Annotated in this window: 15 protein-coding genes; 7 read left to right on the top strand and 8 right to left on the bottom strand. The window is 71.1% G+C overall.

What is annotated here, in order from left to right:
- Position 1 precedes the first annotated feature (1 nt).
- The 7 genes from obgE to FB561_RS19520 form a co-directional block, all read right to left on the bottom strand.
- On the bottom strand, positions 2 to 1588 hold the full coding sequence (obgE, locus tag FB561_RS19550; RefSeq protein WP_145808639.1) for a GTPase ObgE: 1587 nt from the start codon (positions 1586 to 1588) through the stop codon (positions 2 to 4).
- A 113-nt stretch (positions 1589 to 1701) separates the two neighbouring features.
- A complete protein-coding gene (rpmA, locus tag FB561_RS19545) occupies positions 1702 to 1962 on the bottom strand; it encodes a 50S ribosomal protein L27 (protein ID WP_145808637.1) in 261 nt (86 codons plus the stop codon).
- Between the two features lie 11 nt (positions 1963 to 1973).
- Positions 1974 to 2291, bottom strand: coding sequence for a 50S ribosomal protein L21 (gene rplU, locus FB561_RS19540; protein WP_145813181.1), 318 nt, complete (start codon positions 2289 to 2291; stop codon positions 1974 to 1976).
- Positions 2292 to 2434: 143 nt separating this feature from the next.
- Complete coding sequence (locus FB561_RS19535) at positions 2435 to 5815, bottom strand: Rne/Rng family ribonuclease (RefSeq protein ID WP_145808635.1); 3381 nt, start codon at positions 5813 to 5815, stop codon at positions 2435 to 2437.
- A gap of 145 nt (positions 5816 to 5960) precedes the next feature.
- On the bottom strand, positions 5961 to 6791 hold the full coding sequence (locus tag FB561_RS19530; RefSeq protein ID WP_145808633.1) for a TIGR03936 family radical SAM-associated protein: 831 nt from the start codon (positions 6789 to 6791) through the stop codon (positions 5961 to 5963).
- Between the two features lie 68 nt (positions 6792 to 6859).
- The gene (locus tag FB561_RS19525; protein WP_145808631.1) at positions 6860 to 7354 is read right to left on the bottom strand and encodes an anthrone oxygenase family protein; all 495 of its coding nucleotides are present in this window, start codon (positions 7352 to 7354) and stop codon (positions 6860 to 6862) included.
- Between the two features lie 65 nt (positions 7355 to 7419).
- A complete protein-coding gene (locus tag FB561_RS19520) occupies positions 7420 to 9705 on the bottom strand; it encodes a M64 family metallopeptidase (protein WP_238334914.1) in 2286 nt (761 codons plus the stop codon).
- 211 nt (positions 9706 to 9916) lie between these two features.
- On the opposite strand from FB561_RS19520, the gene FB561_RS19515 reads away from it, so the two are divergent.
- On the top strand, positions 9917 to 10720 hold the full coding sequence (locus FB561_RS19515) for a lysophospholipid acyltransferase family protein (protein WP_145808629.1): 804 nt from the start codon (positions 9917 to 9919) through the stop codon (positions 10718 to 10720).
- A 39-nt stretch (positions 10721 to 10759) separates the two neighbouring features.
- Entirely contained in the window at positions 10760 to 11638 is an 879-nt protein-coding gene (locus FB561_RS19510) for a prephenate dehydratase (RefSeq protein ID WP_145808628.1), read from the top strand.
- Positions 11639 to 11742: 104 nt separating this feature from the next.
- Here the strand turns inward: FB561_RS19510 and FB561_RS19505 are convergent, their stop codons facing one another.
- Positions 11743 to 14235 (bottom strand): S8 family peptidase, encoded by a 2493-nt coding sequence (locus FB561_RS19505; RefSeq protein WP_145808627.1) that lies wholly within the window; start codon positions 14233 to 14235, stop codon positions 11743 to 11745.
- Positions 14236 to 14397: 162 nt separating this feature from the next.
- Here FB561_RS19505 and FB561_RS19500 point away from each other — a divergent pair, with 162 nt between their 5' ends.
- From FB561_RS19500 to FB561_RS19480, 5 genes are all read left to right on the top strand, one after another.
- Positions 14398 to 15384 (top strand): GNAT family N-acetyltransferase, encoded by a 987-nt coding sequence (locus tag FB561_RS19500; RefSeq protein ID WP_238334913.1) that lies wholly within the window; start codon positions 14398 to 14400, stop codon positions 15382 to 15384.
- Between the two features lie 299 nt (positions 15385 to 15683).
- Positions 15684 to 18050 (top strand): DUF8189 domain-containing protein, encoded by a 2367-nt coding sequence (locus tag FB561_RS19495; protein WP_238334912.1) that lies wholly within the window; start codon positions 15684 to 15686, stop codon positions 18048 to 18050.
- Between the two features lie 56 nt (positions 18051 to 18106).
- Positions 18107 to 18337, top strand: a complete 231-nt coding sequence (locus FB561_RS38270) for a hypothetical protein (RefSeq protein WP_202880673.1) — start codon at positions 18107 to 18109, stop codon at positions 18335 to 18337.
- 1 nt (position 18338) lies between these two features.
- Complete coding sequence (locus FB561_RS19485) at positions 18339 to 19664, top strand: M28 family metallopeptidase (protein WP_145808626.1); 1326 nt, start codon at positions 18339 to 18341, stop codon at positions 19662 to 19664.
- Between the two features lie 5 nt (positions 19665 to 19669).
- Positions 19670 to 20830, top strand: coding sequence for an HAD-IA family hydrolase (locus FB561_RS19480; protein ID WP_170284718.1), 1161 nt, complete (start codon positions 19670 to 19672; stop codon positions 20828 to 20830).
- Positions 20831 to 20834: the final 4 nt, after the last annotated feature.

The raw sequence follows: 20834 nt of genomic DNA, 5'->3' as shown, positions 1-20834 counted from the left end.
ATCACTCGTTCTGGTCGAGTTCCTCGTCCGCGGCCCGCTGGAGCGCTTCCTTGCGCGCCAGCTTCGCCGCGGCTCTGGCTGCCGCCTTCGCCTCCGCCGGGGACAGGTCCACCTCGTCCTCGCCCCAGTTCTGCCCGTACTCCGACAGGTCCGCCGGCCGCTCCAGCTCGCCCGACCGGCGGGCGTGGTACTCCTCGTCCTTGGCGCGCCGGCGCAGTTCGGCCGGCCGGACCTCGTCCAGCCGGTGGTCCTCGCCGCGCCGGGCCAGGATCTCCGCGCCGGCCTGCACCTCGGGGGCGAAGTCGAACACGACCGCGTTCGGGCCGTCGCCGATGATCACCGCGTCGCCCTCGATCGCGCCCTTGTCCAGCAGCGTCTTCTCCACGCCGAGCCGGTTCAGCCGGTCGGCCAGGTACCCGGTCGCCTCGGCGTTCGCGAAGTCGGTCTGCCGGACCCAGCGCTCGGGCTTCTCGCCGGTCACCAGCCAGCCGCCCTCGGGGGTCTTGCGGACCTTGAACTCCGGCCCGCCGGCCACCTGCGGGCGGATCACGATCCGGGTCGTGTCGGGCTTCTCGGTCTCGGCCCGGCGCTTGGTCACCAGCTCGGCCATCGCGAACTTGAGCGCCTCCAGGCCCTCGTGGCTCGCGGTCGAGATCGAGAACACCTTCAGGCCGCGCTGCTCCAGCTCGGCCGTCACCATCTCGGCGATCTCGCGGGCGTCCGGCACGTCCACCTTGTTCAGCGCGACCAGCCGGGGCCGGTCGTCCAGGCCGCCGTGCGCGGTGAGCTCGGCCTCGATCGTGTCCAGGTCGCTGAGCGGATCGCGGCCCGGCTCGTACGTCGCGCAGTCGATCACGTGGATCAGCGCGGCGCACCGCTCGACGTGGCGGAGGAAGTCGTGGCCGAGACCGCGGCCCTCGCTCGCGCCCTCGATCAGGCCCGGCACGTCCGCGACAGTGAAGGTGGTGTCCCCGGCGACCACGACGCCGAGGTTCGGGATCAGGGTGGTGAAGGGGTAGTCCGCGATCTTCGGCCGGGCCCGGCTGATCGAGGCGACCAGCGAGGACTTGCCCGCGCTCGGGAAGCCGACCAGGCCGATGTCGGCGACGACCTTGAGCTCGAGGACGACGGTCCGCTCCTCGCCGTCCTCGCCGAGCAGGGCGAAGCCGGGCGCCTTCCGGGCCGAGCTGGCCAGCGCCGCGTTGCCGAGACCACCCTTGCCGCCCTGGGCCGCGACGAACTCGGCGCCCGGTCCGACCAGGTCCGCGAGCACCTCGCCGTCCGGCGTACTGACGACCGTGCCGTCCGGGACCGGGAGGACGACGTCGCCGCCCTTGCTGCCGGCCTGGTTGTCGCCCTTGCCCTGGGCACCGTTCGTCGCGGAGCGGTGGCCGGACCGGTGGTAGTCGACCAGCGTGGTCAGGTCCGGGTCGACGCGCAGGATCACGCTGCCGCCGTCACCGCCGTTGCCGCCGTCGGGGCCGCCGAGCGGTTTGAACTTCTCCCGGTGCACCGAGGCGCAGCCGTTCCCGCCGTTGCCACCGGTGACGTGCACCGTGACCCGGTCGACGAAGCTGGGGATCGCCATCGATGTCTCTTTCCTTCGGACTGCTGGGGTTCGTGCTACACACAGCGAAAGGGCGGGTCCGCGGTATTCCGCGACCCGCCCTTTCACAAGGCTTGCTGTACCGGGTGGCGGTGTTACTCCGCCGGGACCGGGACGATGTTCACGACGCGACGACCCCGGCGGGTGCCGAACTCGACCTGGCCCTCGGCCAGCGCGAACAGGGTGTCGTCGCCGCCACGGCCGACCAGGTTGCCCGGGTGGAAGTGGGTGCCACGCTGCCGGACGATGATCTCGCCGGCGTTGACCAGCTGGCCGCCGTACCGCTTGACGCCGAGCCGCTGCGCGTTCGAGTCCCGCCCGTTACGGGTGGACGCCGCGCCCTTCTTGTGTGCCATGACTGATCAGCTCACTTCTTCTTCGCGTCGATCGCGGTGACCTTGACCTGGGTGTAGTGCTGACGGTGCCCCTGGCGCTTGCGGTAACCGGTCTTGTTCTTGTACTTGAGGATGTTGATCTTCGGGCCCTTGGTGCGGCCGAGGACCTCTGCGGACACGGCCACCTTGGCCAGCGCGGCAGCATCGGTCGTCACGGTGTCGCCATCGACGACGAGGACTGCGGGCAGCGAAACCGTGTCGCCGACCTGGTCCGTCAGGCTGTCGATCTCGATGACATCGCCGACGGCGACCTTCTGCTGGGTGCCGCCACTGCGCACGATCGCGTACACCGTGGATCTCACTCTCTGTTTGTTCGGAAGACTTACTCGGGGCCTGCACAGACCTACACTTGGCGGCCCACACAAAGGAGGCACGCGTGACGCGCGCCGAAGCTCAAGTTTACGGGGCGCGTCACAAGCGGGTCAAACCGGGGTCAGTGTGACGTCGACACCAGCTCGGGCGCCGTGGTCCCGGCGTCCGAATCGGTGCTGCTCGCCGCGCTGCCGTCGCTCTCCGCCTTCGCCCGGCCACGGCCGCCACGCCGCCGCCGGGTGCTCTTGGAGGGCGTCCCGTTCTGCTCCGCCTTGCCCTGGTCGCCGTCGGCCGCGGACTGCTCGCCCGTACCCCGGTCCGCCGCGCCCTGGTCCGTAGCGCCCCGCTCACCGCTGCCCTGGTCACCACTGTGGTCAGTGGCGCCCTGGTCAGCGCTGGTCTGGGCGGACGTGCCGTGGTCGGCGTGCGCCGCCTCGGCCGGAGCCTCGGTGGACTCGCCGTCGGCCTGGTGCCCGTTGCCGTTGCCGTTGCCGTTGCCGTTGGAGGCGGCCGCGATCTGGGCCAGCCGCTGGGCGGCGTCACCGTTGCCGTTACCGCCGGTGGCGGCCTCGGTGGACTCGGTGTGGTCCTCGTCGCGGTTCTTGCCGCGGCGGTTGCGGCGCGAGCTCTTCTTGTTCTCGCCGTCGCCGCCACCCTTGGCGCCGTGGTCGTGACCGTTGCGGCCGTCGGCCCGGCGGCGCGACTCCTTCGGCTCGTCGTGCAGGATCAGGCCGCGGCCACCGCAGTGGTCGCAGTTCTCGCTGAACGCCTCGAGCAGCCCGGTACCGATCCGCTTGCGGGTCATCTGGACCAGGCCCAGCGACGTCACCTCGGCCACCTGGTGCTTGGTCCGGTCCCGGCCCAGGCACTCGACCAGCCGGCGCAGCACCAGGTCCCGGTTCGACTCCAGCACCATGTCGATGAAGTCGATCACGATGATGCCGCCGATGTCGCGGAGCCGGAGCTGCCGAACGATCTCCTCGGCCGCCTCCAGGTTGTTCTTGGTGACGGTCTCCTCGAGGTTGCCGCCGGAGCCGGTGAACTTGCCGGTGTTCACGTCGACGACCGTCATCGCCTCGGTCCGGTCGATGATCAGCGAACCACCCGAAGGCAGCCAGACCTTGCGGTCCAGCGCCTTCTTGATCTGCTCGTCGATCCGGAAGTTCGCGAAGACGTCGCTGTCCCCGCTCCACTTCTCCACCCGGTCGGCCAGGTGCGGGGCGACGTCGGAGACGTACGCGCGAACCTGGTCGAACGCGTCGTCGCCGGAGATCACCAGCTTGGTGAAGTCCTCGGTGAACAGGTCGCGCACCACCCGGATCAGCAGATCGGGCTCACCGTGCAGCAGCTGCGGTGCCTGGCCGTTCTTCGACTTCTTGTCGATCTCGGTCCAGTACTTCTGCAGTCGGCTGACGTCGGCGGTCAGCTCCTCCTCCGAGGCGCCCTCGGCCGCGGTGCGCACGATCACGCCCGCCTCGTCCGGGACGATGTCCTTGAGGATGGTCTTGAGCCGGTTCCGCTCGGTGTCGGGCAGCTTGCGGCTGATCCCGCCGTTGCCCCCGCGCGGCACGTACACGACGTACCGGCCGGGCAGGCTGATCTGGTTGGTCAGCCGGGCGCCCTTGTGGCCGATCGGGTCCTTGGTCACCTGGACCAGGACCGCCTGGCCGGATTTCAGCACGGACTCGATCTTGCGCGGCCCGTTGCCGCCGCCGAGCGTGTTCCAGTCCACCTCACCGGCGTACAGCACCGCGTTGCGGCCCTTGCCGATGTCGATGAACGCGGCCTCCATGCTGGGCAGCACGTTCTGCACCCGGCCGAGGTACACGTTCCCGATCAGCGAGCTCTGCTCCGCCTGGGCGACGTAGTGCTCGACCAGCACGTTGTCCTCGGACACCGCGATCTGGGTCAGGTCCTCGCGGGCCCGGATCACCATCGTCCGCTCGACCGACTCGCGCCGGGCCAGGAACTCGGCCTCGGTGACGATCGGCGCGCGGCGGCGACCGGCGGCGCGGCCCTCGCGGCGGCGCTGCTTCTTCGCCTCCAGCCGCGTCGACCCCTCGACCGCGGTGATCTCGTTCGCGGTGTTCTTGCTGCGCGGCTCGCGGACGCGGACGACGGTCTCGTCCGGGTCGTCCGGCGACGAACCGGAGTCCTCGCCCTTGCGGCGGCGACGGCGGCGCCGGCGGCGGGATCCGCTGCCGGACCCCTCGGCGTCGTCGTCGGACTCGGCGCTCGCCTCGTCGGAGTCGTCGTCGGACCCGTCGGACTTGCCGTCCGCCTCGTCGTCGGCGCCGTGCTCGTCGTCGTCGGAGTGCTCGTCGGAGTCCGAGTCGCCGGCCTTGCGGCGGCGACGGCCGCCTCGGCGGCGACGGCGACGGCGGGTGCCCTCACCGTGCTCGTCCGCGTCGGAATCGGTGTCGGACTCGCCCTCGGCGGTGGCCTCCTCGGCCTCCTCCGGCTTGGTCTCCGGCTTGGTGTCCGGCTTGGCCTCCTCGACGACCGGCTCGGCGCGGTCGGCCGGGGCCTCCTCGGCGTCCCGGGTCCGTCGGCTGCGACGGCGGCGCGACGTGGTCGGCTGCTCCTCGGTCCCCGCCTCCGGCGTGACCTCGGCCGTCGCCTCGACCGGGCTGGTCGCGGCGGCCTGCTCGGCGACCTCCTGAGCGGCCTGCGCGGCAACCTGCTCCGGCGCCTGGAACAGCACGGCAGCGGCAGCAGGAGCCCGCCGCCGGGACCGCCGCCCACTCTGCGGCGCAGCCTCAGCCTGCTCGCCGGCGGCAGCCTGGCCGTCGGTGGCGCTCGTGGTGGTCGCCTGCGGCTCCGCAGGCGCGGCGGCAGCCTGGGCGGCGGCCTCCGCGGTGAGTTCGGTCTCTTCCTCGGTGGCCGTGTCGGCCTCGACGGCCGTCGCCGCGGTACCAGCGGTCACGCCGCTACCAGCGGTCGCACTACCGGCGGTGGCCGCGGCGTCGTCGGCAGGGGCGACCGGTCCGTCGGTGAGCGGGGAGTCCGGGGTGGTGAGCCCGGCCGCGGCGGCCTTCTTCGAGGTGCGCTTGCGGGTGGTCTTCTTGGCCGGGGCCGGGGTCTCCACGACCGGGGCGGCGTCCGCGAGCGACTCGCCCGCGGCCGGGTCGGCGGCGGTCACGGTCGCTGCTTCGTCAGCTTCCGGGAGTGGATCCTGGGCGGCGGCGGTCTTGCGGGTGGTGCGCTTGGCCGCGGCCTTCTTGGCGGGGGCCTTGGCCGCCGCCTTCTTCGCCGGGCGCTTGGCAGTCTTCTTCGCCGGGGCCGGTGCCGGGTCGGACGCCTCGGCGTCGGACTGGGTACTCACTGCCTCGGTGGCCACGGTGTCCACAGGGTCCGCGGCATCGGTCGGGGCGCTCGCGGCGGCCTTCTTGGTGACGCGCTTGCGAGTCGTCTTCTTCGCAGCGGCCTTCTTCGCCGGCTGCGGGGCGGTGGCAGCGCCGTCGGCTGCCTCGGTGGTGTCGTTCGGCTCGTTCTCGAGCATGCGGTGCGGGTCTCCTCAGGCCTTCCGGCGCACCCTGGGGACCTCTGTCACAGGTCCGGCGCAGCCAGAAAGCGGTCTCGGTTCGCCACGGCGGGCAACGGTGCCCGCGCGGCGGAAGCCTTCTGGGTCCCGCTCCCCCGCGCTGTCAGGGCGCAGTCGGAGCGGCGGCGTCGCCCTCCGCTGGATGCGTCTGGTGGCCGGCGTCCGCCTGGCCGGCCGCGGTCGCCTGGGTGGCGTCGCGGTCACGAGCGAGCGGATCGTCCACCGTGCCGGAGGCCGCGATGAGCGGGCCCTGGGCGAGCCTGGTCAGAAGAGCCGGGCCCGTCACCGGGAGCGTCGCTACTTCGAGCACGCCGGCGAGAACGTCGTCGGGTCTCACGGCCGGGGTTCCGTGCCGTAACACCACTTGCAGTATCGCACATGCCGCAACCGGCGCCGGTTCACTCCCGACCGCGAGTCGGAGAACGGCACCCCGACAGTCGAACGAGCGAAGGCCCCGTTTGGTCATGCGTTCGACCAGAATTTCCTCCCGGGCCAGGAACGCCTCGACCGCGGTCCCGGCCGCCGCCGGATCCACGCCCGGTAACGCGATCAGCCACTCGCTGACCTCCAGCCGGTCGGCCAGCGACCCCGGTCCCGCGGTGACCACCTCGAGGATGTCCAGCCCCGGCGGCAGCGCCTCGTCCAGGGCGGTCCGGACCTGCTCCGGCTCCCGCTCGTGTGTGAGCGAGATCTCCAGGTACTCCGCCTCCGAGGCGGCCCCGGTCGGCGCGGCCCCGGCGTACGAGATCTTCGGGTGCGGGCTGAAGCCGTGCGAGAAGGCCACCGGCAGCTCCGCCCGGCGGACCGCCCGCTCGAACGCGCGCTGGAAGTCGCGGTGCGAGGTGAAGCGGAGCCGCCCGCGCTTGGCGAAGCGGATCCGCAACTTCTGGACCGCGGGCAGTTGCTGGGACGGCGGAGCTTGTACTGGTGCCACGCCGCCATTCTGGCAGCCGGGCCGCTCCGGCATCACATCCGCGGGGACGGCCCGGCCCCACTCCCCGGTTACGCGGCGGCTTTCCCGGCCAGGAACAGCGCCCAGGCGAGCAGCCCGAAGGCGACCGTGTTCAGGCCGGTCCGGGCCAGGTTGAACCGTCGCCAGCGCGCCTCGTCGAAGGCGGCCCGGGCGGCGGCGACGTCGATCGTGTCCGGGTCGCCGGCCGCCCGCAGCGCGTCGTTGCGCGGGACGTTCGCCGAGATCGTGATGATCACGGTCAGCAGGTACAGCACGAACGCGGCAGCGATCCACGGCAGCGGGTCCTCGCCGAGGTGCAGCAGCCCGGCCACCAGGGTCAGCACCAGCGACCCGAGGAACCCGAGGCCGATGAAGACCGGGTTGAGGATCGCCCGGTCCATCGCCTGGAACGCCCCGACGAAGGTCCGGTCGTCGGTCCGGCCGAGTCCCGGCATGATCGTGTTCGCCCAGATCGCGTACACGCCCGCGACCATGCCGGTGGTGATCGTGGCCGCCAGCAGCGCCGCGATCCGTAGTCCTTCCATCTCCACTCACTTCCCGCCTGAGGGCCACCTTGCCCCGCCGAGCAAAGCTTCCCCTCAGGTCGGGCTCAGAGGGAAGTGCATTGACCGCCGCGGGGACCGGCCACCGTGTTCGGCGCCTGGAGGTCGGTCGGCGGGGCCGCGTTCCCCGAGCACGAGAGCGGGCCGTTGACGGTGTTCCCGGCCAGCACGACCGGCTCGGTCGTCCGCGCACCGACCACGGAAACGGGTCCGCCGACAGTGGTCCCGACCAGTACCGCGGCCTGCGTGGTGCCGTCGAGCGAGACCGGACCGTTGACCTTGCTCCGGAGCAGATGGACCTGGACGGCCCTGGACGCGCTGACCGGGCCCGAGATCGTCGAATCCGTACTCACCAGCGAGGCCCCGGCGGCGACCGTCACCGGCCCGTTCACCGTCGCACCCTGGAGACAGGTCACCCCGGATCCGACGTACAGCGGCCCGCTCCGCGTCCCCGTCACGGTCGTCGTACAGGCCGGTACCGGCCGGAGCAGCGTGGCCGCGAACCGGCCCGCCGACCCGATGTTGCCGGGGGCATCGATCGCGCGGTACTCGACCTGGTGCCGTCCGTACCCCGACGGGACGTCGTCCCACGGCACCACCCGCGGGACGCCGAGCTTGCCGTAGACGAGCTGGTCGATCTCTGTGCCCTCGGCGGTGAACCGGAACGGCGCGTTCGCGTCGGTCGGCCAGCCGAAGTAGTTGTACCAACCGTCCCCGTCGACCCGGAACTCCGGCACGACGTACCCGTCGCTGTCGTCCGTCGCGGTCAGCTTCATCGTGAACGCGTCGTTGTAGATGTACTCGGGCCCGCTCGGCTTCGTCACCGTCAGCAACGGCCGGGACATCGTCGGCGTGACCACGGGCTCGGCACCGTCGACCGTCCAGGTCAGGGTGTCGGCGCCGACCGTCGCGGTCAGGGTGTGCCGGCCGGTCAGCTGGAGCGGGGCGAGGGCGAGATCGCGGTCGTTGCCCGGATTCGGGACCAGGCGCCCGTCGAGCCGCCAGCTCACGGCCGGCTGGACCGTGTCGGACTGGCTCGTCTCGACGTAGACCACCTCGTCGGCGTTCACCGGGTGATCGGTCGCGGTCGACGTGGTGAACGTCGCCGGCTCCTCCGCCGCCGTGGCCGAGCGGCTGGTGTCGACCGTCCACGTCCGGGTCTCGGTCAGCGCGGGCGAGTCGCGGACCGCGGGATCGCGGACGAAATCGGTCGGGTCGACGATCTTCGCGGTCAGCGTGTGCGTCCCCGGGGCCAGGTCGAGCGTGCCGAGGTCGAGGGCGCGGCTGTTGCCCGCCGGGACGACGGCGCCGTCGAGGGTCCAGGTGACGTCGAGCTCGTGGCTGGCCGGGTGCAGGGTCTGCAGCCAGACCACCTGGTCACCGGCCACCGTCCCGGCCGGCGTACTTGCCTGGAACAACGCGGCGCGGGACGAGATCCGCTGCGTCATCCGCTCCCGGGAGACCTGGTCGAAGTAGTACCCGAGCACCTTCATCATCGAGTGCTTGCTCGGCCGCCAGACCCCGGACCCGGCGTACATGCCGGCCTCGTACCGGCCGATCCGGCCGCCGCTCTCGCTCTCCTCACCGAGCCAGCGCCACCACTTGCGCTGCTGGTCGAGCAGCTGCTGCTCGGTCAGCAGGGTGTGGTGGATCGAGCTCGGCTCTCCCCCGGCGTACGGCGCGCCGCGGTCGCCGCGGGCGTAGTAGTCGTACTCGTCCTGGAGGCCGCCGAGCGAGTGACCGAGCTCGTGCGGGGTGATCAGGGCCGACAGCGCGTTGCCGCCGGACGCGGTCGCGTACGAGCCGCCCGCGCCGCCGTACGTGTCGCTGTTGCCGATAGCAAGGATCTGCCGGTTGGCCGAGGTGGTGCCGGGCACCAGGTCGGCGTACTGCGCGGCAGCGGCCGAGCTGACCGTGAGCAGGCGCTGGACGCTGGCCGGGTTGCAGCCGCCCCAGAAACCCATGCTGAGCGGGGTGTCGACCTTCGGCGAGGTCAGGTCCGGGTCGCAGTCGACGCCGCTCTGCGGAGACGGGATCTCGACCGCGTAGACGTTGAGGTAGTTGCGGTACGACTTGAACGGCTCGATGCTCCAGAGGATGTTCAGGTGCTTGTCGACCTGCTCGCGGAACTTCGGCAGTTCGGCGGCGGTGTACCCGTCGCCCATCACCACCAGGTTGAACCGCGACGACGCCGGGCCGGTGACCTGGATCGGCACCACCTTCGCCTCGTCGGCGACCACCGCTGTACTCGCGGCCGGGTCCGCTGCTGCTGGTCCCGCGGCCAGCGGCAGGCCGGCGAGGACCGCGGCCACCACCCCCACGACCGCCGTCAACCGTCCCGCCCTGAAGCTCGTCCGCACAGCCCCGCGCCTCCCCACCGTCCCCGGCGCCCCGTGAGCCCGGACGGGCCCGCCGTGAGAAGCCTACGAACCCGGCGCCGGGATTGTCAGGCGTTCCCGCGCGCCGACTTCGCCACGGTCGGCGCGCGCGGGCGGCGCGGTACGGCATCATGAGGGGTCGGGGGTTCGTGAGGAAAGGACATCGATGACGCAACCGGCGCAGTCGCCGCGGCCCGAGCCGGACCGGAGCCCACCGGTCGACGACGCCGGTGACGGGGACGGCAAGGGCATCTACTGGGTGCTGAAGAACGTGCTGATCGGCCCGCCGGTCAAGCGCCTCTTCCGGCCTGTCGTCGAAGGCGCCGAGCACGTCCCGGTCCAGGGGCCGGCGATCATCGCCAGCAACCACCTGTCGTACGCGGACTGGATCTTCATGCCGCTGGTCCTGCGCCGCCGGGTCACCTTCGTCGCGAAGTCCGACTACTTCACCGGTGCCGGGATCAAGGGCCGGTTCCAGCGCGGCTTCTTCAAGGGCACCGGCCAGGTCCCGATCGACCGGTCCGGCGGGTCGGCGTCCGAGGGCGCGATGCGGGCCGGGATGAAGGTGCTCGAACGCGGTGAGCTGTTCGGCATCTACCCCGAGGGCACCCGCTCCCACGACGGCAAGCTGTACAAGGGCCGTACCGGCGTCGCCCGGCTCGCGCTGGAGGCGAAGGTCCCGGTGATCCCGTGCGGCGTGATCGGCACCGACAAGGTCGCCCCGCCCGGCAAGGTGGTCGCGTCGCTGGCGTCCCCGGTGGTCAAGTTCGGCGAGCCGCTGGACTTCTCCCGGTACGAGGGAATGGAGGGTGACCGGCTGATCCTGCGCGCCGTCACCGACGAGATCATGTACAAGATCATGGAGCTGTCCGGCCAGGAGTACGTCGACCTCTACGCCACCAAGGCCAAGCAACTCGAGGGCCGCGCGGTCACCGGCGCCCCGAAGAAGGTCCGCAAGTCGGACACCTGATCCGTGCTGTGAGACGGGCGGGGCGTAGGCTGGGAGATCGTGGACGGACCGATCGCTTATCAAGGTGAGCCAGGCGCGAATTCGGCGATGGCTTGTACGGAGATGTTCCCCGACCGCGAGCAGTTGCCCTGCACGACGTTCGAGGACGCACTCGAGGCGGTGAGTTCGGGCGCGGCCGGGCTCGCGATGATCCCGGTGGACAACTCCATCGCCGGTCGCGTCGCCGACATCCACCACCTGCTGCCCGAGTCCGGCCTGCACATCATCGGCGAGCACTTCCTCCCGATCCACTTCCAGCTGATGGCGGTTCCGGGTGCGACCCTGGACTCGATCCGCACCGTCCGCTCCCACGTCCACGCCCTCGGCCAGTGCCGCAAGGTCATTCGCGAACACGGCTGGTCCACGGTGGTCGCCGACGACACCGCCGGCGCCGCCCGCGAAGTCGCCGAACTCCAAGACCCGACGGTCGCCGCGTTGTCTCCGCGAGGCGCGGCGCAGCTGTACGGCCTGGACATCCTCGCGTCCGACGTGGAGGACGAGCACCACAACACGACCCGCTTCCTGGTGCTGTCCCGCGAGCCGGAAGTCCCACCGGTGGACGCGGGTCCGGTCATCACCAGCTTCGTGTACCGCGTCCGCAACGTGTCGGCCGCGCTGTACAAGGCGCTGGGCGGTTTCGCGACCAACAACGTCAACATGACGAAGCTGGAGAGCTACCAACTCGGCGGCACCTTCTTCGCCACCCAGTTCTACGCCGACATCGAAGGTCATCCGGAAGACCCGAACGTCGCGCTGGCGCTGGAAGAGCTGGCCTTCTTCTCGGTCGAGGTGAGGCTCCTGGGCGTCTATCCGGCCCACCCCTTCCGAGCCCAGATCGCCGAGCCAGCCGCCAACCGCGCCCTCCGGCCCCACCACTGAGTTCGGTGCATTCGAACAGGAGGTAGTCGCTCAGCCGGCGGCTGTCCGGCGGGCGACGCGGCGCCTTCGGCCGACGAAAGCGGAGCTCAGGTGGCAGCTGCTCATCAACCTTCTTTGTAGTTAAAGGCTTCTTCGGTGGTTCGGCCTGCCGGATAGGTTCTCGGTGGGTTGGTTTGGTCGGCGAAGGCTTGTTGCCAGGGGGTGCGCGGTTCGAGGTACTGGTCGAGCTTGGTGGGGAGTCGGACCGAGACGCCGATAGGCATGGTGTCGCGGGTTGCCAGGCGCCAGCTGGTTTCGACGTCCGGCGGGCCGTTGTACTTGGCAACTACGTGGGCGAGTTGGCGGTCGGACTGCACCTTGCGGTCGAGGCCGTCGAAGAAGCGGCCCGGGCTCGTGTCGACCAGGCCGTAGACGTACGGGCTGCCCGCCAGCGTGCCGTCCTCGCCCACGCGGCCCAGGTAGGAGACCACGAAGGCGGTGAAGTCCTTCGGCGGCACCGGACCGCCGATCCTCCCCAGAGAAAGCTTCTCGATCTTGGGTTGGAGGTTGAACGTCTTGATCGACCCGCCGTCCGCGAGCCTGCGTTCGTAGCCGAAGAACGCGACGAAGCCGCTGGCGTCCTTGCGCGGGACGGACACCTTGACCGGCTCCGTCTTCCTGGCGTCGACGACTACCGACCTGTTCCCCGTGACCACGAACTCCGGCTGCACGAGGCGATAGTGCTGTCCCTCGGCGCCGAACATCGTCGCGTCCAGCAAGTACTTCCCGCGCGGCAGCCTGGTCGTCGGGGTGACGCCACCTTCCGATTCGCCGTCCGTCAGGTTCGTGAACGAGACGAACGTGCGGTTCCGCGCTGCCGGTTCACCGTTCTCGTCCAGGGTTTTCAGCGCGACGTCGTAGCTCTCGACCTCCTTGTCCACGACCAGCGGTACGACGATCTGCTGCTCCCCGGTGGTCGCCGTGATGCGCCCCGAGTACACGCCGTCCGGGCCGGAGTGGGTGGTGTCGGAGACCACCTGGACCGACGCTTCGCCGCCCGCCGGGACGGTCAACCGGTCCGCGCTCAGCTTGAGCGCCGACGCCGGGGCGGCCTTGCCCGCGATCGTCAGCTCGGACTTGAGGTCGAGCGTCACCGAGGCCGTACCGAGGTTGCGGAACACGGCCTCCCGAGTGACCGGCCTGTCATCGGCGTGCGGCCAGATCGCCGTACCGAACGCCAGGCTGACCGTCTTCGCCTGCACGACCTGCTTGATCGCCCGTGCCACGTCGACGCGGCCGGCGCCTTGCTGGTACGCCGTGAGCGCGGGGTTGGCCTGGGCGGCTGACGTCAGCGCGCTCTTCAGTTCGGGCGCCTTCCAACCGGCGTGCTGTTGAGCCAGCAACGCGGCCGCGCCGGCGACATGGGGCGTCGCCATCGAGGTGCCCGACATCCGCGCGTAGTTGTCGCCCACCGGCTCCTGCGGCTGGGACGCGCCCGAGCGCGCCGCGACGATCCCGACGCCGGGCGCGGTGACGTCGGGCTTGATCGCGCCTCCGTGCGCCGGGCCCTGGGAGGAGAAGTCGGCCAGGTTCTCGTCCCGATCGACGGCGCCGACGGTGAGGGCGGCCGACGCCGTCCCCGGCGAACCGATCGTCCCATCGCCGGACTGATTGCCAGCAGCAACGACGAAGAGGACGTCGTTGCCGTAGCGCTCCATCGCGTCCTCGACCGGGTCGGTCCCGTCGGTCGGATCGCCGCCGAGGCTGAGGTTCACCACCTGGGCGCGGTGCTGGACGGCCCATTCGATCCCGGCCAGCACGTTCGACTCGTTGCAGTCGCCGACGTCGTCGCAGACCTTGCCGTCGAGGAGCTTGGCGTCCGGCGCGACCCCGCGGTACCCGTCGGTGCCCTTGCCCGCGATCGTCGAGGCGACGTGCGTACCGTGGCCCGCGACGTCGGTGGCCGGGTCGGTGGTGAAGTTCTGCCGGGCGATCACCTGGCCGGTCAGGTCGGGGTGCTTGTCGTCGATCCCGCTGTCGAGGACGGCGACCTTCACCCCACGACCCGTGTACCCCGCCTGCCACGCGGCCGGTGCGCCGATCTGCGGGACGCTCTTGTCCAATGTCGTGCGCAACTTCCGATCCAGCCAGATCTTGCTGCCGCCGGCGTCGCGCCCGGTCTTCTCACCGAGGAGCTCGGTGAGCACACCCTTGGCCTTCGACTTCGGTACGACCAGCGCGGTCGAAGCACCGAGATCGCGGATCGCCTTCGCGTCTCGGCTCTGCACCGAGGCGCCGGTCACGATCACCGGGATGTCGGCGCGCCGGGAATCGTCGTACCCGTCCCGCAGCAGCATCTCCAGGTCGAACAGCCGCCGGTCGAGCCGGCCGTTGCGGAGTTCGGCGCGGACGTCGGACGGGATCACCGTCCACTCCCCTGCGGTCCGCCGGGCCTCGAACGAGATCTGCTCGCGTCCAGGTCCCGGAAGGATCGAGAGCCGGTCGGAGTCACCGCCTTCCAGGACCACCTGATCCCCGGTGATCAAGGTGATCTGCCGGCTCTCGGGTACAGGCTGGGCGGCCTGGGTGGGTAGCGGCACCGCGAGGAGCGATGCCATCAGCAACAACCCGGCCGCCAGTCGTCTCTTCCGCAGGGGAGACCCCTTCGTTGTCGTCACACTCCCGTACGTGTCCGGCTCCGGCCGTGCATTTCACCCAGCTGGGGCAGCCACGGGGAAACCCGGTGGAAGGGCGAGGATCCAGCCGCATAGGGTCGCGCGGTGGAGATCTTGAGAGTAGACGGCCGGGACAACGCGATCTTCGAGCGGTACTTCCGGTTGCGGGAGGAGGTCCGGCAGGCGGAGCAGGAGTTCCCGGCGGGGTTCAGCCGCGAGGACGCGCAGGTGATGTTCGCCACCGAGCACTCCGACGTCCGGGTCGAGGGTCTCGGGCTGGTCGACGGGGACAGCTGGCTCGGGATGGCGTGGCTCGACTGGTGGCTGGAGGAGAACACGGATGTCCTCGACGTCGAGATCGTCGTCGCTCCCCAGTACCGCCGGCAGGGCGTGGCGTCGAAGCTGCTGGACGTCATCGTCGACAAGGCGCGCGCGGACGGGCGGACGCGACTGTCCACCAACGTGATCGCGGGCGCTGCCGACGGTACGAGCTCCGGTACGGCGTTCGCCGAGGCGCGCGGGTTCGTCCGGACCCACGAGGAGCTGCACCAGGTACTCCGGCTGCCGCTGTCGGACGAGGCGATCGGCAAGCTGGACCGGCCGGTCACGGGGTACGAGCTGGTGCAGTGGCGGGAGCATACGCCCGACGAGTGGCTGGCGGAGTTCGCGGACGCGCACCGGGCGATGAGCAACGACGTACCGCAGGGCGAGCGCGGGCTCGAGGAGATGCGCTGGACGCCCGAGCGGATCCGCGAGGCCGAGGCGCGGCGGATCGCGCAGGGCCGGTTCTGCCACACCACGGTCGCGGTCGACGGGGACGGCAGGCTGGCGGCGTACACGCAGCTGGGTGGTTCGACCGCGAACCGCGAGCGCCTCTACCAGTACGACACCTTCGTCCGCCCGGAGCACCGCGGCCACCGGCTCGGTATGGCCGTCAAGATCCCCAACCTCCGCTCCCTCCAGGCTGACCTCACCGAGCCGGCGATCGTGCACACCTGGAACGCCCCCGAGAACGGCCCGATGATCCGCGTCAACGAACACCTCGGCTTCACCCCCTCCGACCGCCGGGTCGCCCTCCAGCGAACCCTCTGAACCGACACCGCCGCCGCTGGTTCGTGGTTCAAGCAACTCTTCTACCTCGGGCGGGGTGCTCGGTGGTGGTCACTACCGGTACCTGTGGGGTTGTGCACCCCGGGTGACGGGAGCAAGGTGGAAGCGAACAGTGACCAGGGGCAGCCTGTTCGGTGGGGGAAGGTGGTCGGTCCGCCTTCGGCTGAGACGTGGGTCTGGGGGATCTGGGAAAGCGTTCCGGTCCGGAACCGATGACGCGCGCGCTGACGCGGCGGCCGGTTCCGTCCTGCTCTGCGCCCCTCCCGGAGCAAGGGGGAGAAATGCCGAGGAAGGCGAACGGGCGAGCGGACAGGCACCGGCCGGAGGACCGGATGCCGGGGATGCCGGGCGAGGCGATGTCCGGTCCGACGGCGGCGGGCGGAATGCCGGCGGGCCGCGAGTCCGGTGGGATGCCGGCGCGCGGGATGTCGGCGAACGGGAGTCCGGGCAGTCCGGCCGAGACCCGGATGACCGCGGAGTCGACCGGTCCCGCGATGGGAATGACCGGATCGGCGGGCCGGGCCGAGTCCGGGATGCCGGGTGGCGCGGGGATGTCCGGTGGCCCGGGAACCGGCGGTGGAGGATCCGGCGGATCGGGTGGCGGCGGCCGGTCCGGCGACGGCGGTGACGGTGGCGCCGCGGACCAGCCGACGAGGCGCAACTGTGGCGTGATGGACGTCCACCGCCGGCTGCTGTCGACCGAGCCCGGGTACGCCGCGGCACGGTCGGCGCTGGAGAACGCGACCACGCAGTACGTCACCGGTGAGCAGCGGTTCCCCGGGATCGCGCGGATCCCGGTCGTCGTGCACGTCGTCTTCAACACCGCCGCGCAGAACATCTCGCAGGCCCAGATCGACAGCCAGCTCGCCGTCCTGAACCGGGACTTCCGGGCCGCCAACACCGACATCGGCTTCACCCCCGCGCCGTACAGCGGGCTGGTCGCGGACGGACGGATCGAGTTCTTCCTGGCGACCGAGGACCCGAACGGCAACCCGACGAACGGGATCACCCGGACCCAGACCACGAAGACCTCGTTCAGTACCGACGATGCGGTGAAGTCCTCGGCGACCGGCGGCGTGGACCCGTGGCCGACCGACCGGTACCTGAACGTCTGGGTCTGCCAGCTCGGCGGCGGCCTGCTCGGGTACGCGCAGTTCCCCGGCGGCCCGGCGAACACCGACGGCGTGGTGATCCTGCACTCCGGCTTCGGCACGAACGGGACCGCGGCGGCGCCGTTCGACCTCGGCCGGACCACCACCCACGAGGTCGGGCACTACCTGAACCTGTTCCACATCTGGGGCGACGACGGCACCGGCTGCTCCGGCAGCGACGAGGTCGCCGACACCCCGAACCAGGCCGGCCCGAACTTCGGGGTGCCGGCGTTCCCGCACGTGACCTGCAACAACGGGCCGAACGGGGACCTGTTCGTCAACTACATGGACTACACCGACGACCGCGGCATGGTGATGTTCACGACCGACCAGGTGGCCCGGATGGCGGCCTGCCTGGACACCGTGCGGTCGCCACTGATCGCCGGTTCGGCCGGCGCCGGGACGCCCGAACCGGCCGGCCCGGTGGTTGCCTGGGGCGCCGATCGACTGGACACGTTCGTGCTCGGCACGGACCGCGCGATGTACCACAAGTGGTGGGACGGGTCCGCCTGGGGACCGTCCGTCACCGACTACGAATACATGGGAGGTGTCTGCATGAGTGCCCCGGAAGTGGCCGCCTGGGGCGAGGACCGGCTCGACGCCTTCGTGCTCGGGACCGACCGCGCGCTCTATCACAAGTGGTGGGACGGGAACGCCTGGGGACCGTCCGTCACCGGCTACGAGTACATGGGCGGGATCTGCATGAGCCCGCCGCGGGTGGCGACGTGGGGCGAGAACCGGCTCGACGTGTTCGTGCTCGGCACGGACCGCGCGCTCTACCACAAGTGGTGGGACGGGAACGCCTGGGGACCGTCCGTCACCGGCTACGAGTACCTCGGCGGGATCTGCATGAGCCCACCCGAGGTGGTGTCGTGGGGTGAGAGCCGGCTCGACGCCTTCGTGCTCGGGACCGACAACGCCGTCTGGCACAAGTGGTACGACGGATCCGGCTGGTCCGGGTACGAGTCGCTCGGCGGGATCTGCGCGAGCCCGCCGCGGGTGGTCGCGTGGGGCGAGAACCGGCTGGACCTGTTCGTCGTCGGGACGGACTCCGCGCTCTGGCACAAGTGGTGGGACGGCAACGCCTGGTCCGGCTGGGAGTCGCTCGGCGGCATCTGCACGACCACACCGACCGTGGTGTCGTGGGGCGAGAACCGGCTCGACGTGTTCGTGCTCGGCACGGACTCCGCACTCTGGCACCAGGCGTGGGACGGGAACGCCTGGTCCGGCTGGGAGTCGCTCGGCGGCATCTGCGTCGACGAGCCGCGGGTCAGTTCCTGGGACAGCGATCGGCTGGACGTCTTCGTGGTCGGCACCGACTCCGCGCTCTACCACAAGTGGTGGGACGGGAACGCCTGGGGACCGTCGCTCACCGGCTACGAGTACCTCGGCGGCGTGATCAGCGACTTCAAGATCTCGCTGCCGCCGACCGGCCCCGCCGCACCGGCCGAGGAAACGATGCCCGCGGCAACGTCTGGGCAGGTGATGGCGACCTGAACACGGACCCGATCGTCGGGCGGTGGACGCACTCCTTCGAGGAGGACCACGACGGGGTGACCGTCTACCGCCGCGACGACTTCCCCTTCCCGCCGGCCCGCGGCCGGCGGGGAGTGGAGTTCCGCGCGGACGGCACCTTCGTCGAGTGGCTGATCGGCCGCGGCGACGCCCCGGAACCCCACACCGGCGAGTGGGAACCGTCCGGCGTGGTCGCCCGCGGCGTCGGCGGCTCCGCGATGGTGGTCGGCGCCGATCCCGACCGACTCGAACTCGTTTGGCAGGAATAGCATGACCACCTCACCTGTCCGTTATCTCGTCGTCCCGGCTGCCGAGGCCGTGGACGCTCCACAGGCCGCGCGGTTCGGCGATCGGTCCCTGGTCTGGGGCGGCGCCGACGAACGACTCGGCCGCGCTTCCCGGACCGCGCCCGGTCTGCTGCTGGTGACCCAGGTCGGCCGCTCGTTCCAGGACGAGTACCCCGACGTGGTGCCGTTGCTGGACCACGGACGCCAACTGGTGATCTCGTCCGCCGACAGACCGCGTCGGCGGAACAACCACTGCTGGCGCGTCCAGACCCTGCGCCCCGGGATCGCGGTGGACGTACCGACGCTCGCGCCGCGCCGGGTGGATCCCGCGGTCACGGCCCTGGTCGGTGCGCTGTCGCCGACCTCGTACCAGGCCGACCTGACCTGGTTCGCGAGTCTGCCGACCCGGCACTCGCTGAGCCCGGCGTTCGGTCAGGCGGTGGACTTCGCCGCCGCCCGGATGGTGGCCATGGGCTACAGCGTGACCCGGATGCCGATCACGGTGGGCGCGGGCCAGTCGCAGAACCTGATCGGCGACCGGGCCGGTGGTGGTCCGGTCCCGCGCGGGCTGGTCCTGATCACGGCGCACCTGGACTCGATCAACCTGGCCGGCGGACCGAACGGCCCGGCGCCCGGCGCCGATGACAACGGCAGCGGCTCGGCCGGGGTCCTCGAGCTCGGCCGGATCCTCGCGACCCGGCCGTGGCAGCACGACCTCCGCCTGGTCCTCTTCGGTGGTGAGGAGGAGGGGCTGCACGGGAGCAAGCAGTACGTCGCTGCGCTGCCCGCCGCTGAACGGGCCCGCCTCCGCGCGGTACTGAACATGGACATGATCGCCAGCAAGAACACGGCCGGACCGACGGTACTGCTGGAGGGTGCGCAGGTTTCGTCGGCGTTGATGAGCGACCTGGCCGCGGCGGCCGCCACGTACACGTCGCTGAAGGTGGAGACGTCGCTGAACCCGTTCGCCAGCGACCACGTCCCGTTCATCAACGCGGGGTTGCCCGCGCTGCTGACGATCGAGGGCGCCGACAGCGCGAACGGGCACATCCACTCGGCCGACGACAAGCTGACCTTCCTCGACTGGGCCCTCGCCGCCGAGATCCTGCGGATGAACGTCGCCGCGCTCGCCGGTTGGCTCGGCCTGCAGGCGACGGCTCGGACGCGGCCACGGCCGGCCGGGTCGGTGGTGTCGTGGGGTCCCGGACGGGTGGACGTGTTCGCCGCCGGTGCGGACCGCTCGCTGCAGCACAAAGCCTGGGACGGGACCTGGCACGACTTCGAGTCGCTCGGAGGTGCCCTAATCTAGAGCGCGTGGCTCAACTGGGGTGGGACGGCTGCCGGAACGCACGCGACGTCGGCGGGCTGCCGACCAACTCAGGACGGACGACCCGCGCCGGCACCGTGGTCCGGACGGACTCGCTGCACCGGTTGTCCCCAGCCGGCCGCGCCGCGCTGGACGGTATCGCCGCGGGCCTCGTGCTCGACCTGCGGTCCGACTGGGAGATGGAAACCCTCGGCGAACCGCACCCGCTCGACGGCTCGCCCACGTACGTCCGGATCCCGTGGATCGACCCCGAGGCCGAGGCGCTGCGTGATCCCGAGTCCGAGCCGTCGCTGGCGCACATCTACCGCGGCAGCCTCGACCGCAACGGGCGGAAGATCGCCGCGGCGTACCGGGCGATCGCGGCCGTACCGTTGAGCGCTCCCGTGGTCGTGCACTGCCACTCCGGGAAGGACCGCACCGGCTTGCTCGTCGCGGTCCTGCTCGACCTGGTCGGCGTCCCGCGGGACCTGATCGCCGCGGACTACGCGATCAGCGAGGTCCTGCTGGAGATCACGGAACGCCCTGCCGACCTGCGGACTCCGCCCGAGGTCATCCTCGACTCCCTCGATCACCTGGATCGGCGGTACGGCGGCGCCCGGGCCTACCTGGTCCGGATCGGGCTGACCGACACCGAGATCGACCAGCTGAGCGCCCGGTTGGTGGGGAGCACGATCGAAGCGGTGGTGTTCGACTTCGACGGGCTGGTGATGGACACCGAGACGCTCGACTTCCGGCCGGGGATCCGGGCCTGGCTCACCGAGGCCCGCGAGCTCGGGCTGCGGGTGGCGATCGCGAGCAGTTCGGCGCGGTCCTGGGTCGAAGGGCACCTCGTGCGGGTGGGTGCGCTGGACCTCTTCGACGTGGTGGTGACCGGGGACGACGTGGACGGGCACAAGCCGGATCCGGCGGTGTACCTGCTCGCGTTGTCGCGGTTGGGTGTGGCCGGCTCCGCGGCGGTCGCTGTGGAGGACACGGCGCACGGGGTCGCCGCCGCGGCCGCTGCCGGGATGGGGACGATCGGGATCCCCAACCCGTACGTCAGCGCCGACGAGCTGGCCGGTGCCGACGTGGTCCTCGACAGTGCCGAGGCGCTTCCCTTGCGGGAAGCGCTCGACCTGCTGGACCCGGCGGAGGACCTGGCGTCCTGAGCCG

The organism is Kribbella amoyensis (genome assembly GCF_007828865.1).
Classification (GTDB): domain Bacteria; phylum Actinomycetota; class Actinomycetes; order Propionibacteriales; family Kribbellaceae; genus Kribbella; species Kribbella amoyensis.
The sequence above is the reverse complement of the archived record's forward strand: the minus strand, read 5'-3'. Positions and strand labels throughout refer to the sequence as shown.

Bases quoted from the DNA above. Each gene is read 5' to 3' on its own strand.
- obgE (WP_145808639.1), bottom strand. From the start codon at position 1,588: ATGGCGATCCCCAGCTTCGTCGACCGGGTCACGGTGCACGTCACCGGT.
- FB561_RS19485 (WP_145808626.1), top strand. From the start codon at position 18,339: ATGACCACCTCACCTGTCCGTTATCTCGTCGTCCCGGCTGCCGAGGCC.
- FB561_RS19505 (WP_145808627.1), bottom strand. From the start codon at position 14,235: ATGGCATCGCTCCTCGCGGTGCCGCTACCCACCCAGGCCGCCCAGCCT.
- FB561_RS19525 (WP_145808631.1), bottom strand. From the start codon at position 7,354: ATGGAAGGACTACGGATCGCGGCGCTGCTGGCGGCCACGATCACCACC.
- FB561_RS19535 (WP_145808635.1), bottom strand. From the start codon at position 5,815: ATGCTCGAGAACGAGCCGAACGACACCACCGAGGCAGCCGACGGCGCT.
- FB561_RS19495 (WP_238334912.1), top strand. From the start codon at position 15,684: ATGCCGAGGAAGGCGAACGGGCGAGCGGACAGGCACCGGCCGGAGGAC.
- FB561_RS19515 (WP_145808629.1), top strand. From the start codon at position 9,917: ATGACGCAACCGGCGCAGTCGCCGCGGCCCGAGCCGGACCGGAGCCCA.
- rpmA (WP_145808637.1), bottom strand. From the start codon at position 1,962: ATGGCACACAAGAAGGGCGCGGCGTCCACCCGTAACGGGCGGGACTCG.